At 62.1% G+C, this 17,920-nt stretch carries 15 protein-coding genes; 13 read left to right on the top strand and 2 right to left on the bottom strand.

All coding sequences use genetic code 11. The features are described 5' to 3' along the window. Positions 1 to 27: 27 nt before the first annotated feature. Entirely contained in the window at positions 28 to 1,161 is a 1,134-nt protein-coding gene (locus T518_RS06665; RefSeq protein ID WP_248617166.1) for a glycoside hydrolase family 3 N-terminal domain-containing protein, read from the top strand. A 92-nt stretch (positions 1,162 to 1,253) separates the two neighbouring features. Here the strand turns inward: T518_RS06665 and T518_RS06670 are convergent, their stop codons facing one another. After that, a complete protein-coding gene (locus tag T518_RS06670) occupies positions 1,254 to 2,099 on the bottom strand; it encodes a menaquinone biosynthetic enzyme MqnA/MqnD family protein (protein ID WP_036377231.1) in 846 nt (281 codons plus the stop codon). A gap of 225 nt (positions 2,100 to 2,324) precedes the next feature. Between T518_RS06670 and T518_RS06675 the strand changes: the two genes are divergently transcribed. Genes T518_RS06675 through T518_RS06685 form a run of 3 tightly spaced genes read left to right on the top strand, consistent with a single transcriptional unit; the run spans position 2,325 to position 6,926 of the window. After that, positions 2,325 to 2,819, top strand: coding sequence for a MarR family winged helix-turn-helix transcriptional regulator (locus T518_RS06675; RefSeq protein WP_036377235.1), 495 nt, complete (start codon positions 2,325 to 2,327; stop codon positions 2,817 to 2,819). Further along, positions 2,806 to 3,885 (top strand): efflux RND transporter periplasmic adaptor subunit, encoded by a 1,080-nt coding sequence (locus T518_RS06680; protein WP_036377238.1) that lies wholly within the window; start codon positions 2,806 to 2,808, stop codon positions 3,883 to 3,885. Before T518_RS06675 ends, T518_RS06680 begins: the two co-directional genes overlap by 14 nt. Further along, positions 3,882 to 6,926, top strand: coding sequence for an efflux RND transporter permease subunit (locus T518_RS06685; protein ID WP_036377241.1), 3,045 nt, complete (start codon positions 3,882 to 3,884; stop codon positions 6,924 to 6,926). The genes T518_RS06680 and T518_RS06685 overlap by 4 nt, the downstream gene beginning before the upstream one ends. 58 nt (positions 6,927 to 6,984) lie before the next feature. Here the strand turns inward: T518_RS06685 and T518_RS06690 are convergent, their stop codons facing one another. Then, complete coding sequence (locus T518_RS06690; protein WP_036377244.1) at positions 6,985 to 8,085, bottom strand: hypothetical protein; 1,101 nt, start codon at positions 8,083 to 8,085, stop codon at positions 6,985 to 6,987. A gap of 161 nt (positions 8,086 to 8,246) precedes the next feature. Here T518_RS06690 and T518_RS06695 point away from each other — a divergent pair, with 161 nt between their 5' ends. The 9 genes from T518_RS06695 to rfaE1 all read left to right on the top strand — a co-directional run bounded on the left by T518_RS06695 (position 8,247) and on the right by rfaE1 (position 17,914). Further along, complete coding sequence (locus tag T518_RS06695; RefSeq protein ID WP_036377247.1) at positions 8,247 to 8,708, top strand: metal-dependent hydrolase; 462 nt, start codon at positions 8,247 to 8,249, stop codon at positions 8,706 to 8,708. Between the two features lie 50 nt (positions 8,709 to 8,758). Then, positions 8,759 to 10,672 carry a fructose-bisphosphatase class III gene (locus T518_RS06700; protein WP_036377250.1) on the top strand — a complete coding sequence of 638 codons (1,914 nt, stop codon included), beginning with the start codon at positions 8,759 to 8,761 and terminating at the stop codon, positions 10,670 to 10,672. Positions 10,673 to 10,697: 25 nt separating this feature from the next. Beyond that, positions 10,698 to 11,537, top strand: coding sequence for an ATP-dependent sacrificial sulfur transferase LarE (gene larE / locus T518_RS06705; RefSeq protein WP_036377253.1), 840 nt, complete (start codon positions 10,698 to 10,700; stop codon positions 11,535 to 11,537). A 77-nt stretch (positions 11,538 to 11,614) separates the two neighbouring features. Then, positions 11,615 to 13,153, top strand: a complete 1,539-nt coding sequence (locus tag T518_RS06710) for an LPS-assembly protein LptD (RefSeq protein WP_036377256.1) — start codon at positions 11,615 to 11,617, stop codon at positions 13,151 to 13,153. Between the two features lie 22 nt (positions 13,154 to 13,175). Further along, positions 13,176 to 14,195 (top strand): bifunctional heptose 7-phosphate kinase/heptose 1-phosphate adenyltransferase, encoded by a 1,020-nt coding sequence (locus T518_RS06715; protein WP_036377260.1) that lies wholly within the window; start codon positions 13,176 to 13,178, stop codon positions 14,193 to 14,195. 9 nt (positions 14,196 to 14,204) lie between these two features. After that, entirely contained in the window at positions 14,205 to 14,675 is a 471-nt protein-coding gene (rfaE2, locus tag T518_RS06720) for a D-glycero-beta-D-manno-heptose 1-phosphate adenylyltransferase (protein WP_036377263.1), read from the top strand. A gap of 7 nt (positions 14,676 to 14,682) precedes the next feature. Beyond that, a complete protein-coding gene (gene waaC, locus T518_RS06725; RefSeq protein WP_036377266.1) occupies positions 14,683 to 15,729 on the top strand; it encodes a lipopolysaccharide heptosyltransferase I in 1,047 nt (348 codons plus the stop codon). Between the two features lie 37 nt (positions 15,730 to 15,766). Further along, positions 15,767 to 16,888: a glycosyltransferase family 9 protein gene (locus tag T518_RS06730; protein WP_036377269.1), complete on the top strand. Its 1,122-nt coding sequence runs from the start codon at positions 15,767 to 15,769 to the stop codon at positions 16,886 to 16,888. A gap of 42 nt (positions 16,889 to 16,930) precedes the next feature. Continuing rightward, positions 16,931 to 17,914: a D-glycero-beta-D-manno-heptose-7-phosphate kinase gene (gene rfaE1, locus T518_RS06735; protein ID WP_036377272.1), complete on the top strand. Its 984-nt coding sequence runs from the start codon at positions 16,931 to 16,933 to the stop codon at positions 17,912 to 17,914. Positions 17,915 to 17,920: the final 6 nt, after the last annotated feature.

Below are 17,920 nucleotides of genomic sequence, written 5' to 3' on the forward strand. Positions count from 1 at the left end.
GAAAGGGATGGGATGATGCGAAAGAACATGAGCCGCTTTTGGCTGCTCGTTCTGCTGCTATTTGCTCTGTCGACTGCCGCAATCGTGGCGGGCTGCGGCAAGGCGCAGAGCGGCGATGGCGCAGGTCAGACAGCGAAGGAGCAGACGCTCGACGAGAAGGTCGATGCGATTGTCGACTCGATGACGACGACGGAGAAGGTCGGCCAGATGGTCATGATCGGCGTCCAGGGGACGGATGTCACGGATGACAGCCTCTACATGCTGCACCAGTACCACATGGGTGGCGTCATCCTGTTTGACCGCAACATGGAGTCGGCCGACCAGACGAAGAAGCTCATCGCGGACCTGCAGGCGAAGGCGGACCAGAAGGTGTCGCTCTTCATCGGCGTCGATGAGGAGGGCGGCCAGGTCGTGCGCGGCAAGTCGTTCCTGACGCCGCCGCCGTCGGAGCAGGAGATCGGCAGGAGCGGTGAGGTAACGCGCGCGGAGGAGTCGGCCCGCCAGACGGCGGAGAAGCTCAAGAAGCTCGGCTTCAATGTCAACTTTGCGCCTGTCGCTGACGTGGGAGACTACGCGCGCTCCTTCGGCCCGGATCCGGAGCAGGCGGCCAAGTTCGTCGAGGCTGCCGCACAGGGCTACGAGCAGCAGCACATGATGTACGCGCTCAAGCACTTCCCGGGCATCGGCCGCGGCACGGTCGACTCGCACGAGGACATCTCCTCCATCACGGCCACGAAGGCGGAGCTCCTGAAGCGCGATATCGTGCCGTTCCAGAAGGTCATCGATGAGCGCCAGAGCGAGGACTACTTCGTGCTCGTCTCGCACCTGCGCTATCCGGCGCTCGACGGAGAGAACCCCGCGAGCCTCTCGAAGGCCATCCAGACGGACTTTCTGCGCGGTGAGCTAGGCTACCGCGGCCTCATCATCACGGATGACGTCGAGATGGGCGCACTCGCGAAGCACTACAGCTTCCGCGAACTCGGCGTCAAGGCTGTCGAAGCCGGCTCAGATATCGTGCTCGTCTGCCACGAGTACCCGCATGAGACGGACGTCTACCTCGGCCTCTTGGACGCCGTCGAGGACGGCACGATCCCGATGGAGCGTGTCGACGAGTCGGTGCGCCGCATCGTCAAGGCAAAGCTGCTGCACGCGCAGTCTTGAGTGATGAGACAATCCAACATCCGATGATAAAAGACGCTCTGACATTTCAGGTCAGAGCGTCTTTTTTGCGCCGTATTCTCTTATCGTGCCGCTCAGCTGCGCCGCACGGGGGCGAACTCGATCTCAGGCACGTGGTCGATGAGGTTCATCTCGTGGGCGAGCTTGTAGAAGGTCCTGAGGCCGTCGAGGTAGTCGTCGGCGAGGTCCCAGCGGATGATCGGGCCGAGATACTCCTCGAGCTGCTCGTAGGTGAAGGCGGGTTTCTTCGGCAGGATCTCGCGGATGGCCGCGTCCTTGTGCGCTTCTGCAGTCTGGAAGGCCGTGTGGATGCGGTCGTAGACGAGCTGCAATGATTCTGGATGGCTCTCGGCGAAGCGGCGGCTCGCGACCCAGAGCGCGTAGACCATCTTCTTGCCCGTCATCTTCTTCCACTCGAGGCCGAGGTCGTAGTAATAGTAGCCCTCGCGCGGGTGGTGGTAGAGCCAGAGCGCGTCGTCGCCGATGAGCAGCGAGGCTGTCGCGTCGTCAGGGATCGGGTCTTCCGGCGTGATGTGACGCACGTAGTAGTTCGGGATGGCGCCGTAGGCGAGGCGCAGGATGATCTTCAAGAGGCAGTGCGATGTCGCCGACTTGGCCGTCAGGATGATCTTGTCGTCCTTCAGGGACTCGATGGGCTTGCGCGAGGCGAGCAGGATGCTCTCGACATCGCCGTCCGTCGAGACACAGACATCCGGTACGACGACGAGTTCCTCACTGTGGCGGGCGTAGACGATGGACGAGACATTGCTGACATCGAGGCGGTGGTTGACGATGTCGCTGTTGAGCTCCGCCGGTACGCCGCGCGTGAGCTGGAGGCCGTCCGCTGCGCCGTGTGCATAGCTCCAGGTCAGCGGCAGAACGTTCAGGAAGTTGATGTGTCCAACCCTTGGACAGGTCATAGAATATCCCCTTTCTTGTTTCATAGTCTCTTTCATTATACACGCTGCTTCTGCGAAAATATATGGATTTCTTATGTATACGGTATTTTTCGGGGACGATGTCTGCCGCCTTGAACCTGCTAGCCCAATATGTTACAATTATCGTAATCATAGTTGATTTCATCAACTGGACATTTGCTGATACATATCTGCCAAGGGATAGGCAGATAATGGGAGGGATCACTCATGGATGAGTATATCAACATAGGACGCTGGTTTTCGGTGCTTCATCGCCGCTCACAGATCTTTGTTGTCGAGGCGTGCGAGAAGCTGCATCTGACGTACTCGGAGTACGTCATGCTGCTGCGCATCTACGACCACGAGGGTGCGCGGCAGGATGAGCTCGCTGCGATGCTCTACCTCGACAAGGCCGTCGTGACGCGCACGATGACGATGCTCGAGAATAAGGGGCTCGTCTACCGCGAGCAGGATGCGCGCGACAAGCGCGCCAAGCACGTCTACCTGACGGACTACGGCAAGAAGCAGCATGCCTACTTGCGCAATGTCATCCAGCGCTGGGTCGACTACCTCGTGGAGGACATGGAGCCTGCCGAAGTCGAGGTCATCGTCAAGGGTTTCGACCATCTCGTCGACCGGGCCTGCCGTGCCGACATCCGCAAGCTGGCGCGCGATATACCGGAGGTAGAAATGACAAGGGGGAACGGTCATGCAGAATCGTAAGGGACTGGCGCTCGTGCTCGCGTTCGTTGTCGCGCTCTCGGCCGCCGGCTGCGGCCAGAAGGCGGCGCCTGCAGAGAAGGCGCCGCTCGTCAAGACGCAGCAGGCCGGCAGCGGCATGGAGGCTGACACGGGCACGTACGCTGGCACGGTGCGCGGCCGCTATGAGACGAACCTCGCCTTCCAGGTCGGCGGCCAGATCCTCGCGCGCAATGTGCAGGAGGGCAGCCGCGTCAGGGCGGGCGACACGCTGATGGTCATCAACGCCAAGGACGTCGTGCAGCAGTCGAATGCCGGCGACGCGCAGGTCGCGCAGGCCCGCGCGCAGCTCGACCTGGCACAGCGCAACCTCGCGCGCTACAGCGAGCTCTACCAAGAGGATGCTGTCGCGGCCTCTGTGCTCGACCAGTACCAGGCCAATTACGATGCGGCCTTTGCGACGTACCAGCAGGCGCTCGCCACCGCTGCGCAGGGGCACAACGCACTCGGCTACACGAACTTGACAGCCGGTGCAGACGGCGTCATCTCGAAGATTGACGCGGAGGAAGGGCAGGTCGTCGCGGCCGGCCAGACCGTCATGACGCTCGTGCAGACGGATGAGCTTGAGGTGGAGATCGCCGTCCCGGAGAACCACATCGAGGATGTGGCAGTCGGCACGCCGGTCAAAGTTTCGTTCTGGGCGCTCTCTCAGGAAGTGGACGGCACGGTGCGCGAAGTTGCGCCGATGGCGGACAGCACTTCGCGCACCTACAAAGTGCGCGTCTCCGTTCCGAACCCGCCGCAGGGCATGCAGCTCGGCATGACGGCCAGTGTGGCTGTCCGGCAGTCGGACGGCAACGCCTCTTCAGGTGCCGTCCTGCCGCTCTCGGCCATCTACCAGACGGATGACGCGCCCGAGGTATGGGTCGTCACGGACGACAACACCGTTGCCCTGAAGAGCGTCGAGGTCGAGAACTTCGGCGACAACACGGTCCTCGTGCACGGCCTCGCGCCGACGGATGTCGTCGTGACGGCCGGCGTCCATAAACTCCGTGAGGGCCAGGCCGTGCGGACGGAGGCGGACAAATGAGAAATCTGACAGAAGTCTCCTTGAAGAACAAGGTGCTCGTCTGGTACTTCATCATCGTGACGGCTATCGGCGGCATCTTTGCCTACAACAAGCTCGGCCGCATGGAGGACCCGCAGTTCACGATACGCCAGATGGTCGTCTCGGCCGCCTGGCCGGGCGCGACGGCGCAGGAGATGCAGGAGCAGGTCACGGACAAGCTCGAGAAGAAGCTCCAGGACACGCAGGGACTCGACAACATCAAGAGTGAGACGCGCGCGGGCCAGACCATCATCTACGTCGAGCTCTCCGATGAGGTCGCGAAGGAAAAGGTGCGCGACACTTGGAAGGATGTGCGCAATCTCTGCGAGGACGTCAAGCGCGAACTGCCGCAGGGCGTCTACGGCCCGTACTACAACGACCGCTTCGACGATGTCTACGGCTCGATCTACGCCGTGACAGGCGACGGCTACTCGTATGAGGAGATGCGCCAGCAGGCCGAGAAGACGCGGCGACTGCTCCTCAATGTGCCGAGCGTCCAGAAAGTCGAACTCGTCGGCGAACAGGAGGAGAAGGTCTACATCGAGATGGACCGCGCCAAGCTCTCCGAGCTCGGCATCAGCCCGCAGGTCATCATGAACGCGCTCGCACAGCAGAATGACATGACGCCAGGCGGCATGGTCGAGACGGACTCCGACAACGTCTACGTGCGCGTGTCGGGCCAGTTCGACGATGTCGAGGCCATCCGCCAGATGCCCGTGAATGCGGGCGGCAAGGTGCTGCGGCTCGGCGATATCGCCAAGGTCGAGCGCCGCTTTGAGGAGCCGGCTGCGCCGAAGATGTACTACAACGGCGAGCCGGCCATCGGCATCGCCGTCTCGATGGAGGACGGCGGCAATATCCTGAAGCTCGGCGATGATCTCAAGGCGGAGATCGGCAAGATCCAGCAGGACATGCCCGTCGGCCTCGAGATCCACCAGGTATCTGACCAGCCGAGCGTCGTCGCAGAGTCCATCCACGACTTCGTCAAGACGCTCGTCGAGGCCATCGTCATCGTGCTGGCCGTCAGCTTCCTGTCGCTTGGCTTCCGCACGGGCCTCGTCGTCGCGGGCTGCATCCCGCTCGTGCTCTGCGGTACCTTCGTCGTCATGTACGCTGTGGGCATCGACCTGCACAAAGTCTCGCTCGGCTCGCTGATCATCGCGCTCGGCCTGCTCGTCGACGATGCCATCATCGCCGTCGAGATGATGAGCGTTAAGCTCGAGATGGGCAACAGCCGCTTTGATGCGGCCTGCTATGCCTTCCGCGCGACAGCCAAGCCGATGCTGACGGGCACGCTCATTACCTGCTGTGGCTTCATCCCCGTCGCCTTTGCGAAGGGCATGGCCAGCGAGTTCTGCAGCGCGCTCTTCCCGGTCATCGCAACGGCGCTCTTGCTCTCGTGGATCGTCTCTGTCATGGTCGCGCCGCTCTACGGCTACTACCTGATCCGCGTCGAGGTCAAGAAGGATGCTGAGGGGCATATTGACCCGTACCAGAGCCGCTTCTACACGTGGTTCCGCAAGGTGCTCACCATCTTCCTGACGCATCGCAAGGTCGTGCTCATCGCGACGGCCGGCGTATTCTTCCTCTCGCTCCTCATGATGACGTTCATCAAGCAGGAGTTCTTCCCGCCGTCGCTGCGCCCGGAGATCCTCGTAGAGCTTAAGCTGCCGGAGGGCTCCTCGATGGAGGCCTCGCAGGCCGTCTGCGACCGCATGTCGGACTTTTTGCAGGAGCGCAGTGACAAGCTTGAGAACTACTCGTATTACGTCGGCCAGTACGCGCCGCGCTTCGTGCTGACGGTCGACCCGAAGGCCGCAGCTGACAACTGTTCGCAGTTCGTCATCGTCGCGAAGGACACGAAGGCCCGCGAGGCGCTGGCCAAGGATCTCCAGGATGCCTTTGCCGGTGAGTTCTCCGACGTCAGCGGCAACATCCAGTTCATCCAGACGGGCCCGCCGGCCGATCATCCTGTCATGCTGCGCGTCTCTGGCTACACAGTCGACCAGGCGAAGGCGACGGCGGCTGAGGTCGCGGACATCCTCGCCGAGGATCCCAACAACACGAATATCCAGACGGACTGGGGTCAGAAGAGCAAGGTCGTCCACCTCGAGCTCGATCAGGACAAGCTGCGCAGCATGGGCGTGACGACGCAGGCCGTCTCGCAGATGCTCTACACGGAGATCACGGGCGCCAAGGCGGCGGAATTCTACACGGGTGACCGCACGATCGACATCGACCTGCGGCTCGCGGCTGTTGACCGCCAGAACATCGCGGAGCTCAAGAATCTGCCGATCTACCTCGGCCAGGCCGGCTATGTGACGCTCGACCAGATCGCGAAGATCTCGTACGAAGGTGAGGACGGACTCATCAAGCGCTACGACCTCATGCCGACCGTCACGGTCAGCGCCGATGTCAAGACGGGCACGGCTAATGACGCGACGAAGAAAGCGTACGAGGCGACGAAGGACCTGCGCGATGATCTGCCGCTCGGCTGTTCCATCGAAGCTGCCGGCACGCTCGAGGACAGCGACAAGTCAGTCGGCTTCCTCGTCAAGCCGATACCAGTCATGGTATTCCTGATCATGACGCTCCTGATGTTCCAGCTGCGCAGCTTCAAGGACATGGTCCTGACCGTCCTGACGGCGCCGCTCGGCATCATCGGCGTGGCCATCGGCATGCTCGTGCTCGACAAGGCCATGGGCTTCGTCGCCATTCTCGGCGTGCTCGCGCTCTTCGGCATGATCATCCGCAACTCGGTCATCCTCATCGACCAGATCCAGAAGCATCTGGAGGCGGGCGAAACGCCGTGGGATGCCGTTGTCGACTCCGCTGTGCTGCGCTTCCGCCCCATCATGCTGACGGCTGCAGCCGCCATCCTCGGCATGCTGCCCCTGATGACGAGCGCCTTCTGGGGGCCGATGGCCGTCGCCATCGCCAGCGGCCTGCTCGTCGCCACGGTCTTGACACTGCTCGTGCTGCCGACGATGTATGCTGCGATGTACAAGATACAGAAGCCGTAATCCCATCAAAAAAGGTTCCACTCATCGGAGTGGAACCTTTTTTGATGGGGCAGGGCAGTCACGGCAGATTGGGGATGCTGCGGCTGATGGCCGTGTGGCGGATGATGTCGTCGACGCGCAGGTCGACGGCGAGCTCCTGCTTGTTGAGCGTCTCGGCCTGGGCGAGCTCATCGGGGTCATCGTTCTTGATGCCCGCGAGGAAGTGCTGCCATGCCTTGAGCGTTAGCTCCGTGGCCTGCTGGCGCTGGTCGGCAAGGTAGCGGGCACCGGGCGGCACCTCGACGCTCGAGAGCTCCTGCTGGCGAGCCTGCAGAGTCGGGATGACTTCCTTCTCGACCAGTGCCTCAAGCCCCGCCTTCTGCTCGGCCGTGAATGTGCCGGAACTCGTCTGGCTCAGTGCGGCAAAGCGGGCCTTGTAGGCGGTGAGCTTCTCGTTGTAGGAGGCGACGATGTTCTTCGTCGCCTCGCTGTACTTGGCGATGTCCTCGTTGTGTAGCGGCGTGATGGCGTCGAGGTAGTCGCGGTAATTCTTGAGATAGGTGACTTGCCAGTGGCCGTCCGTCGCCTGCTCCATGGCGGCCTCGAGCGTGAAGGATGTGCCCGTCCAGTCGTCGCGCACCTCGATCTCAGCCGTTGCCGCCGTGCCGTCGCGCGTGACCTTGCCGATGCCGACAAGCGAGGTGTTGCGCATCTGGCTGCGCGCGAGGAAGCGCTCGTAGTCGATGCCGAGCTGGCGTCCCTTGAGGATGTCCGTGCCTTCAGGCAGGCTCCACTCGCCCGAGCTCACGCGCCGCAGGATCGTGTCCTGCGTGCCGCTCGTGAGCTGCGGCTTGACCGTGATGTAGAACTTCTCGTAGGCGGCCTTGTTGACAGCTGTCAGCGTCGTGTCGTAGGAGAGCAGGTCTGCCGTCAGGTCGTCGTAGCCGCGCGAGGTCACGAGGTCGAGGTTGACGTAGTGCCGGAAGCTGTCGGCATCCTTCTTCTGAACGGCGATCGCCGCCTGCTCGAGCGCGTATTCCGGTGTGCGCTTCTCGGCATACGAATGCCAGCCGAAGAAGGCGCCGAGCGCGAGGATCAGCAGCACGAGGATCAGGAGAGCCTGGCGTCGCCTCCTGATCCTACGCCTCTGTATGGTCTTTTCCCAAGTATAATCATCCATCTGGCAAATTCCTTTCTGTCTGTGTGATTCTATTATACTATACGAGGCGGTATGCGTCCAAAAAATCGCCAGCACTCATATGTTTTCCTTGTAATATCTGGTAGAATAGTGAGATAGAGAATAGAATCTCATGCGTTTGTGCTTTGGAGGAAATGTTTTTTATGAAATGGGTCAACCACCAGGTCCTGACGGGCGTCATTGTCTATGCGGCCACGGACGATATGCTGCTGACTATCTACAGCATGGCGGGGGCAATCTTCCCCGACAAGGTCGAGGGCAATCCGCATGCGGGCAATTACTGGAGCTGGCGCAGCCGTCACCGCGGCTGGTCGCACTGGCCGCTCTTGTACCTCGGTCTGATCTTTTTCCTGAGCAGGCTCGAGGAGGGGCAGCTGACTGCCTTGCCGACGGCCGACCTCACGACGATCGGCATCTACATCTGCATCGGCGCTCTCTTGCACATCGCCGAGGACGCCGTCTGCGGCAAGGTGCCGCTCTTGACGCCGTACCAGAAAGTCGGCGTCAGGCTCTTCAAGGTCGGCTCTGTGCCGGAGTACCTCTTCACGATTGCGGCTGTGCTGCTCTGCTACGGCCTGCGCACGCATTTTTCTTTTTTGAGCTGACTTGCGCTGAGATATGAGATTGAGGGATAGATTAGGGAAGGGGAGTCACGATGACGGACTATCGCACACACACGAAGAAGACGAGCAAGATCCTGCGCCTCATGGCCGAGAAATACCCAACAAAAGAAGCCGTTTACGAGAAGCTCATCTACCTGCAGTCGTACCTCTCGCTGCCGAAGGGCATCGAGCACTTCATGAGCGACCTGCACGGCGAGTATGCCTCGTTTTTCCACATCCTCAACAACTGCTCCGGCGTCATCCGCGAGAAGGTCGACTACGTCTTCGGCGTGCGGCTGACGGAGGACGAGAAGGCGGAGTTCTGCACGCTCATCTACTACCCGAAGGAGAAGATCGACCAGATGCGCACGGAGCGGCGCGCGACGCCGTCGTGGTACCGCGAGAACCTCTCGCGCCTGCTCGAGCTCGCGAAGCTCATGAGCTACAAGTATCCGGCTTCGAAGGTCAGCGGCTTCATCCCCGACCGCTACGCATCGGTCATCGTCGAGCTCATGAACACGCGCCCGGAAGCCGACCAGGCGCAGTTCCTCTACCTCAAGAAGCTCCTCAATACCATCGTGCAGATTGACAGCGGCGCGGACTTCATCGAGGCGTTCACCGTTCTGATTAAGCGGCTGGCCGTCGACCGGCTCCACATCGTCGGCGATTTCTTTGACCGCGGCAACCGGCCCGACGCCATCCTCAACTTGCTCATGGAGCACCCGTCCGTCGACATCCAGTGGGGCAACCACGATGTGCTCTGGATGGGCGCGGCGCTCGGCAGCGAGGCCTGCATCGCGACGGTCGTGCGCAATTCCCTGCGCTACCACAATACCGACGTCCTCGAGCGCGGCTACGGCATCAGCCTGCGGCCGCTGACGACATTTGCCTCGCACATCTACCCCGACGAAGCGCCCCTGAAGGCAGCGGAGCGCGCCATCACCATCATGATGTTCAAGCTCGAGGGCCAGCTCATCGCGCGCAATCACGACTTCCAGATGGAGAGCCGCCGGCTGCTCCATCACATCGACTTCCGTTCCTCGTATGCGCGGCTCGGCGACGGCAGGCGCTACGAGCTCGAGAGCGCCTACTTCCCGACGATTGACGAGTCGGGCGAGGATGTCTACGAGCTGACCGCAAAGGAGCAGGAGATCATCGCGGACCTGCGCTCCTACTTCACGGAGAGCGCCGTCCTGCACCGTCACGTCGACTACCTCTACCAGAAGGGCAATCTCTACACCTGCTGCAACGGCAATCTGCTGTTCCACGGCTGCGTGCCGCTCAATGAAGACGGCAGTTTCCGCACGATACGCTTCGAGGGCAAGGAGTACCGCGGCCGCAGCTGGTTCGACTTCTGCGAGCAGCGCGCGCGGGAGGCATGGCTGCACGGCACGCCGCGCGCCCTCGACTTTATGTACTTCCTCTGGTGCGGCAGGCTCTCGCCGACGTCTGGGCGCGAGTTCAAGACGTTTGAGCGCGCGCTGATTCCCGACGAGAGCACCTGGAAGGAGCCGTCCGACCCGTACTACCGCTACATCGACACAGTGGAATGCTGCGAGCATGTCCTGCAGGAATTCGGCCTCGACCCGAAGCGCGGCCACATCATCAACGGCCATGTACCCGTCAAGGTCAAGAAGGGCGAGAGCCCCATCAAGGCGGGCGGCCGCGCCATCATCATCGACGGCGGCTTCTGCCGCGCCTACCACAAGAAGACGGGCATCTCCGGCTACACGCTCATCTCGAATTCGCGCGGCCTGCGCCTGCTCGAGCACCAGCGCATCGCCGACGTCCGCGAGGCGCTGCGCGCCAACCACGACATCGAGTCCGTCTCCGAGACAGTCGAACTGCAGTCGTGCCACAACACGGTCGGCGACACCGACCAAGGCCGAGCCATCCAGGACGAGATCACGGACCTCTACAATCTGCTGCTCGCCTACCAGAACGGCTTGTTGAAGCCCCAGAATTGATTTCCCCTGAAGAAAGGTGATTCCCATGAACTCTATACAGTCTCTCCCCGAGCCCGTGCGCCAGAAGTACGAGAAGTTGCGGGTCATCCTGCAGCAGCTCGGCAGTGTCGCCGTGGCCTTCTCGAGCGGCGTCGACTCGACCTTGCTCGTCAAGGTAGCGCACGATGTGCTTGGCAGCAAAGCGGTGGCGTTCACCGCGGCCTCTGACTTTGTGCCGCAGCGCGATGTCGACGACGCCCGGGCCTTCTGCGAGAAAGAGGGCATCGAGCACCATGCCGTGCCGTTCCCGATCCTCACGGTGCCGCATGTCCGCGAGAACCCCAAAGACCGCTGCTACTACTGCAAGCACGCACTGTTCGCGCACATGAAGGAACTCGCAGCAGAGCATGGCCTCGCCTTTGTTGTCGACGGCTCGAACCTCGACGACGACGGCGACTACCGCCCGGGGCACAGGGCGCTTCGCGAGCTCGCCATCGTGAGCCCGCTGCACGAGGCAGGGCTCCGCAAGGCCGACATCCGCGCGCTCTCCAGGGCGCTCGGCCTGCCGACCTGGGACAAGCCGTCGTTTGCCTGCCTGGCCTCGCGCTTCCCGTACGGCACGGTGCTGACGCCGGAGGGGCTCGCGCGCGTCAATCGCGCCGAGGAATTCCTTATGGCGAAGGGCTTCCGCCAGCTGCGCGTGCGCGCGCATGGCGAGGTGGCGCGCATCGAGCTCGTGCCAGAGGACATCCCGCGCTTCCTTGAAGAAGGTCTGCGCGAGGAGACGGCGGCTTTTTTCCGGCGCATCGGCTTTGCCTACGCCGCGCTCGACCTGCTCGGCTACCGCACGGGCAGCCTCAATGAGACACTTGCTGAGAAGCCATGAGATTTGCGCTCCTCGCGGCGATGATGTACTATAGAGGATGTACGATTGCATAGATGCATAGAATGGAGATTTTCTGGATGAAATCAGCAACGAAGATTTTATCAGGCCTGATGATCACGGCCCTCGTCCTGCCGGCAGCAGCGGGCACGGCCAGCGCCGCGACGTATCATTCCGATTCCGATACGAGCCTGGGCCTGCTCGACTACCTTGAGAACGAGCACCGCGCGGCGCGCGCCCAGAAGCCGAATCCCGAGAAAGACCAGCTCAAGGCCGATACGGAGGAGATGCGCAAGCACCTGCGCTACCCGATTGACCCGACGAAGGCCGCACCTGTCGCCTTCGAGGGCGATGACCTCACGTGGAACCAGGTGACGGGTGACTTCACGGCCAAGGGCAAGGTCAAGGTCACACAGCTCGACGAGCACCGCTTCGAAGGCGAGAACGTCGACGGCAATACGATCGAGGAGCGCATTCACATTCCGGGCAAGGGCCATATGCTGCAGTTCACGCCGGGCCAGACTGAGGTCATGCTCGACGGCTTCGAGACGAACTACAACTACCGCACGCGCACGGGTTCGATGGAGAGCGCCAAGGGCAAAGTGGCCGAAAACTACATGACGGGCAAGAAGTTCGAGTTCTATCCCGACAAGATCGTCATCTACGACGGCACGAAGACGAAGTGCAGCGCCATCCATCCCGACTACAACCTCTTTGCGCGCAAGATCGAGATCTACCCCGACGACAAGATGGTCCTGCACAACGTCAAGTTCAAGATCAAGGGCGCCACCTTCATGTCGAAGTCGCGCTACGAGGTCAACCTCAAGAAAGACACGACTGTCTCCGACTGGTTCCCGCGCGTCGGCTACGACAAGACGAACGGCCTCTGGATCCGCGAGAACCTCAAGCAGCCCATCGCCAAGAATGTCGATGCCAATGCCAAGATCGTCTACACGACAAAGAAAGATTGGCGCAATGAGTTCAACGTGGGCTGGGCCAACGCGGGCAACTACGCGCGCGTGACGCAGGGCTACTTCGACGACAGCGACGACAACTGGATCAAGAAGCAGCCGTCGCTGCTCGTCGGCCACACGGCGCGCATCGGCAATTCTCCGTTCCACTACAGCGTCAACGGCGAGTACGGCCGCTGGAAGCAGGGCGAGGTCAAGAGTAACCACAAGATGTACAATGTCGGCCTGAGCTACGACCCGATCCGCTTTGAAGGCTGGAAGCTCAACCTCAGCACGAGCTATGAGGTCACGCACGAGTCGTACAACGACGCGCACTACAACGGCTTCAACTACGATGCGACCTTGACGAAGGACTTCGACGACCGCTGGTCGGGCTACGGCGCCTACCGCTATCAGAAGAATAATCGCGAGCTCTCGCCGTTCGACTTCGACAACGACAGCTACTCGCGCAAAGTAGAGGCCGGCTTCAGCTACCGCATTGACGAGAACAACCGCGTGGCCTTCGGCTCGAAGTACGATGTGGACAACGCGGTCTGGCGCAAATTCGACTACTACTGGTTCCACGACATGCACTGCTCGCAGCTCATCCTTCACTACGAAGGACGCGACAATACCTGGAAGGTCAAGTGGCGCTTCCTGCCGATGTGATGCGCTGGCAGTATGAGAAAGGATGAATGCGTTGCAGCAGGAATACCATGATGCCCTGTCCGGCATGCAGGGCAGGGATATCCTCGTCATCGGCGACATGGTCGCCGACATCTACCTCGACGGCCGCATCTCGCGCATCTCGCGCGAGGCGCCCGTGCTCGTGCTCGAGCAGGCGGGCGAGAAGGTCGTCGCGGGCGGCGCGGCCAACGTCGTCAACAACATCGCGACGCTCGGCGGCACGGTCCACGCCGCAGGACTCGTCGGCAGAGATGAGAGCGCCGACGGGCTGCGCGCGATACTCGCTAAGAATGGCGCGGATGTCCGCGGCCTCATCTCTGACGAGTCGCGGCCGACCATCTCCAAGACGCGCATCATCGCGGGCGGCCGTGCGACGGTCAGCCAGCAGATCGTGCGCATCGACAAGGAGAGCAAGGAGCCGTTGCACCCTGTCATCGAGGCGGAGCTGCGCGCCTACATCGAGTCCGTCCTGCCTACTGTCGAGGGCGTCGTCATCAGCGACTACGGCTCCGGCACCGTCACAGAGGGACTCCAGACCCTGCTCATCGACTACTGCCGAGCTAAGGGCATTCCGAGCATCGTCGACTCGCGCTACGCCGTCCGCCGCTTTTCTGGCATCGGCTACGTCAAGCAGAACGACGCTGAGCTAGCTGCGGCCGTGGGACGCGAACTGGCGACGACCGAGGACATCATCAGAGCAGCCGAGGAGCTTCGCGAGGAGCTCCATGCCAAGGGCGTCCTCGTGACGCGAGGCGAGCTCGGCATGGTCCTCGTCGAGAGCGGCGCCGTCCACGAGATCCCCGTCTCCGACAAGAGCGAGGTCTTCGACGTCTCCGGCGCCGGTGACACCTGTGTCGCGACCGTCATCCTGGCGCTGGCCGCCGGTGCAGAGCCGGCGCTCGCCGCGCGCCTCAGCAACATCGCGAGCGGCATCGCCGTGCGCAAGCTCGGCACGAGCACCGTCTCCGTGCGTGAGCTCGCCGAGGCCGTCGAGAAACAACATCCGGAATATCCGTCAAAGTGAGGGAATACCATGCTGATTGACCCAAATGATATCGAGAAGCTCTGCGAGATTCTCCATCGCGCCGGCGAGAAGATCGTCTTCACGAACGGCTGCTTCGACATCCTGCACGCCGGCCACGTCCGCTACCTCGAGAAGGCGCGCTCCTTCGGCGACTGCCTCGTGCTCGGCCTCAACACCGACGCGTCCGTGCGCGGCAACAAGGGGCCCTCGCGCCCCATCAACAGCGAGCTCGACCGCGCCGAAGTCGTCGGCGCGCTCAAATCCGTCGACTACGTCGTGCTGTTCGGCGAGAAGACGGCAGAGACAATCATCGCCAAGGTCCGTCCCGACGTTTACGTCAAGGGCGGCGACTACACGCTCGAGACGCTGCCCGAAGCCAAGATTGTCCAGAGCTACGGTGGCCGCGTCGAATTCGTCCAGATGGTTGCCGGCCGCTCGACGACAAACGTCATCGAGAAGATCAAGAAGATGGAGGGATGATTGCGCTGTGAAGAATATCCTGATCGTGAAGATGAGCTCCATCGGCGATGTCATCCACGCCCTGCCCGTGAGCTACGCCATCAAGGAGACGTACCCGGAAGCCCACCTGACCTGGGTCGTCGAGCCGCCGGCCTACGACATCGTCGCGATGGCCGCCTGCGTCGACGAGATCATCGTCTTTGAGAAGAAGAAATTCCGCAGCCTCGGCGGCTTCCTGCAGAACTTCGCGCCGCTGCGCAAGAAGATACAGGCGCGCGACTACGACGCTGTGCTCGACCTGCAGGGACTCTTCAAGTCGGCGGCCATCGCCGCGCTCGCCAAGGCCCCGAAAGGACAGAAGTACGGCATGTGGAACATGCGCGAGGGCAGCAAATTCATCTCAAAGCCCGTCATCGGTCCGCACTGCCACGATCACGTCATCGAGCGCTACCTCGACACGGCGCGCGCCATCGGCTGTGCGGTCAAGGAAGTCCGCCTGCCGATCCGCGTGCCCGAGCGCGAACAGCAGCTGACGCGCCAGATCGTCGCCAAGGCCGGTGCCAATATGGACAACGCCTATGTCGTGCTCGTCGTCGGTGCCAGCTGGCCGACAAAATGCTGGCCGGACGGGCACTTTGCCGTGCTCGGCGACTGGCTCTACGATCACGGCATCATTCCTGTGCTCGTCGGCAGCGGTCCCGTCGAATCGCAGAAGGCCGCCGAGATTGCGGCCAAGATGGACATCCCGCCCATCGACCTCGTCGGCAAGCTGAACTTCAAACAGCTCGCCTACCTCTTCCAGCAGTCGGCCGCCGTCGTCGGCGGCGACACGGGGCCGACGCATCTCGCCGTCGGCATCGGTGCCAAGACCATCATGCTCATGGGCCCGACGTACCCGCGCCGCACCGGTCCTTACGGCCAGATGGAGAATCTGCTCATCGCGGACCGCGACTGCCGCGAGTGCATGAAGCGCGCCTGCCCGCTCGGCCACGACTGCCTCGCCGTCATCAAGCCCGAACAGGTCGAGGAGAAGCTCAAGGCCCTCGTGCCGGCGCTCGCTGCCGTCTCAATCTGAAGCTGAAGAAGTCAAGAACATCAAGAAGGAAATTTCCATGTACAAGAATATCCTCGTCATCAACACGATGCACATCGGCGATCTCATGCTCGTGACGCCGGCGCTGCGCACCCTGCGGACGAACTACCCGGAGGCGCACATTGCGCTCCTCACGGATAAGCCGCTCGGCGACCTCGTGCGCTGCAACGAGAACCTCGACGAGTGCATCCTGATCGACAAGCACGGCAAGGACAAGGGACTCCTCGCTCTCGTGCGCTTCATCCGGAAGATCCGCGCGCGCCACTTCGATCTCGTCATCAACTTCCACCGCAACGAGCGCGCCTCCGCCATCGCCGCCTTTTCGGGCGGCAAGCGCATCGTCGGCTACTCACAGCCCGGCTTCAAGCGCTTCTTCGACAAGGTCATGCCGAACTGCGCGATGGCCGACACGCCGCCGGAGCTCGTCAAGCACCAGGTGCTCTGTCACCTCGATGTCCTCAAGGAGGCCGTTGGCGTCAAGACCATCGACGACCGCGGCCTCGAGATGATGCTGCCGCCGGAGGAAGAGGCAAAGGCCGCCGCGCTCTGGCAGACCGAGTTCGCGCCCGGCGCCAAGGTCATCGCCTTCAACATCGGCGCGAGCTGGAAGACAAAGCGCTGGATCGACAGCTACTTTGCCGCCTGTGCCGACCGCTTCATCCGCGAGGGCTACGACATCGCCTTCCTCGGCGGCCCGACCGATGTGACGCTCGTCGAGAAATGCCGGGCACAGATGGAGGAGAAGGAGCGTGTGCACGTCTTTACGGGCAAGATCAGCCTGACCGTGCTCGCAGGACTCTTGCGGCGCTGCTCGCTCTTCCTCACGACGGACTCCGGCCCGATGCACGTCGGCGTCGCCATGAACGTGCCCATCGTCACGATGTTCGGCGCGAGCCCCGTGCCGACGTTCTACCCGTACGACGGCAAAGACGTCCTCATCAAGACGCCCGAGCCGTGCCACCCCTGCGGCATTCACGAATGCCCGCGCCAGGGGAAGGATAATATGGCCTGCATGAAGAATATCCCAGTAGATGTCGTCATGAAGTACGCCGAAGAGCTGCTCGCAGCGCACGGCGGCGCACCGGCCTATGCGTGGCCGCCCCATCCCGGCGACTACAAGTGCCGCGTCATCGAACTATGAGATGTTTCGACTTTGAGCTAGGGATACATTGAGAGGTGTCAAATGGAAAACGAACAGCTTTATGATTTTGTCGCCCAGCGCACGGCGCGCTGCAAGATCCTCGTTGTCGGCGATGTCATGCTCGACAAGTACTACTACGGCGAGGTCACGCGCATCTCGCCCGAGGCCCCCGTGCCGATCACGCATGTGCTCGAGACGAAGGAGACCTTGGGCGGCGCGGCCAATGTCGCGCACAACCTCGCCCTGCTCGGCTGTGAGACGAGCATCGCGGGCTTCGTCGGCGAGGACTACCACTGCCAGAGCCTGCTCGACAAATTCACGGCCCGCGGCATCGACTACCACGGCCTCATCACGACCGACCGCCCGACGACGACGAAGCTGCGCGTCATCGGCGGCCACCAGCAGATGATGCGCCTCGACTTCGAGGAGTCCGCGCCGATCACTGGCCCGTATGCCGACCGCTTTCTCCACTACATCAACCAGAAGCTCAACGAGAGCCTCGACTGCGTGATCATCTCCGACTACGGCAAGGGCTCCTGCACCGAGCAGAACTGCCAGAAGATCATCCAGGCCTGCCACGCCCACGGCGTGCCCGTCGTCGTCGACCCGAAGGGCACGAACTGGGCCAAGTACGCGCATGCCGACTACATCACGCCAAACCTCAAGGAGATCAATGCAGTGCTCCTCGAGCCCATCCGCAACGAAGACAAGGCCGTCGAGAAAGCCGCACACTACGTCATGCGCAAGTTCAAGCTGCGCAACATCATCGTCACCCGCTCCGAAGAGGGCCTCTCGCTCGTGCGCGAGGAAGAAGTCGTCCACATCCCGACGAAGGCACAGGAAGTCTTCGACGTCTCCGGTGCCGGTGACACCGTCATCGCCGTCTTCGCCATGGCCCTGGCCGGCGGCCTCTCGCCGCGTGACGGCGCCTACATGGCCAACCTCGCCGCCAGCGTCGTCGTCGCCAAGCTCGGCACCTACGCCGTCAGCCGCGACGAACTCATGAAGGTGCTCAAGGGCGAATAAAGAGCA

This window comes from Mitsuokella jalaludinii DSM 13811 (genome assembly GCF_000702905.1).
Taxonomy (GTDB): domain Bacteria; phylum Bacillota; class Negativicutes; order Selenomonadales; family Selenomonadaceae; genus Mitsuokella; species Mitsuokella jalaludinii.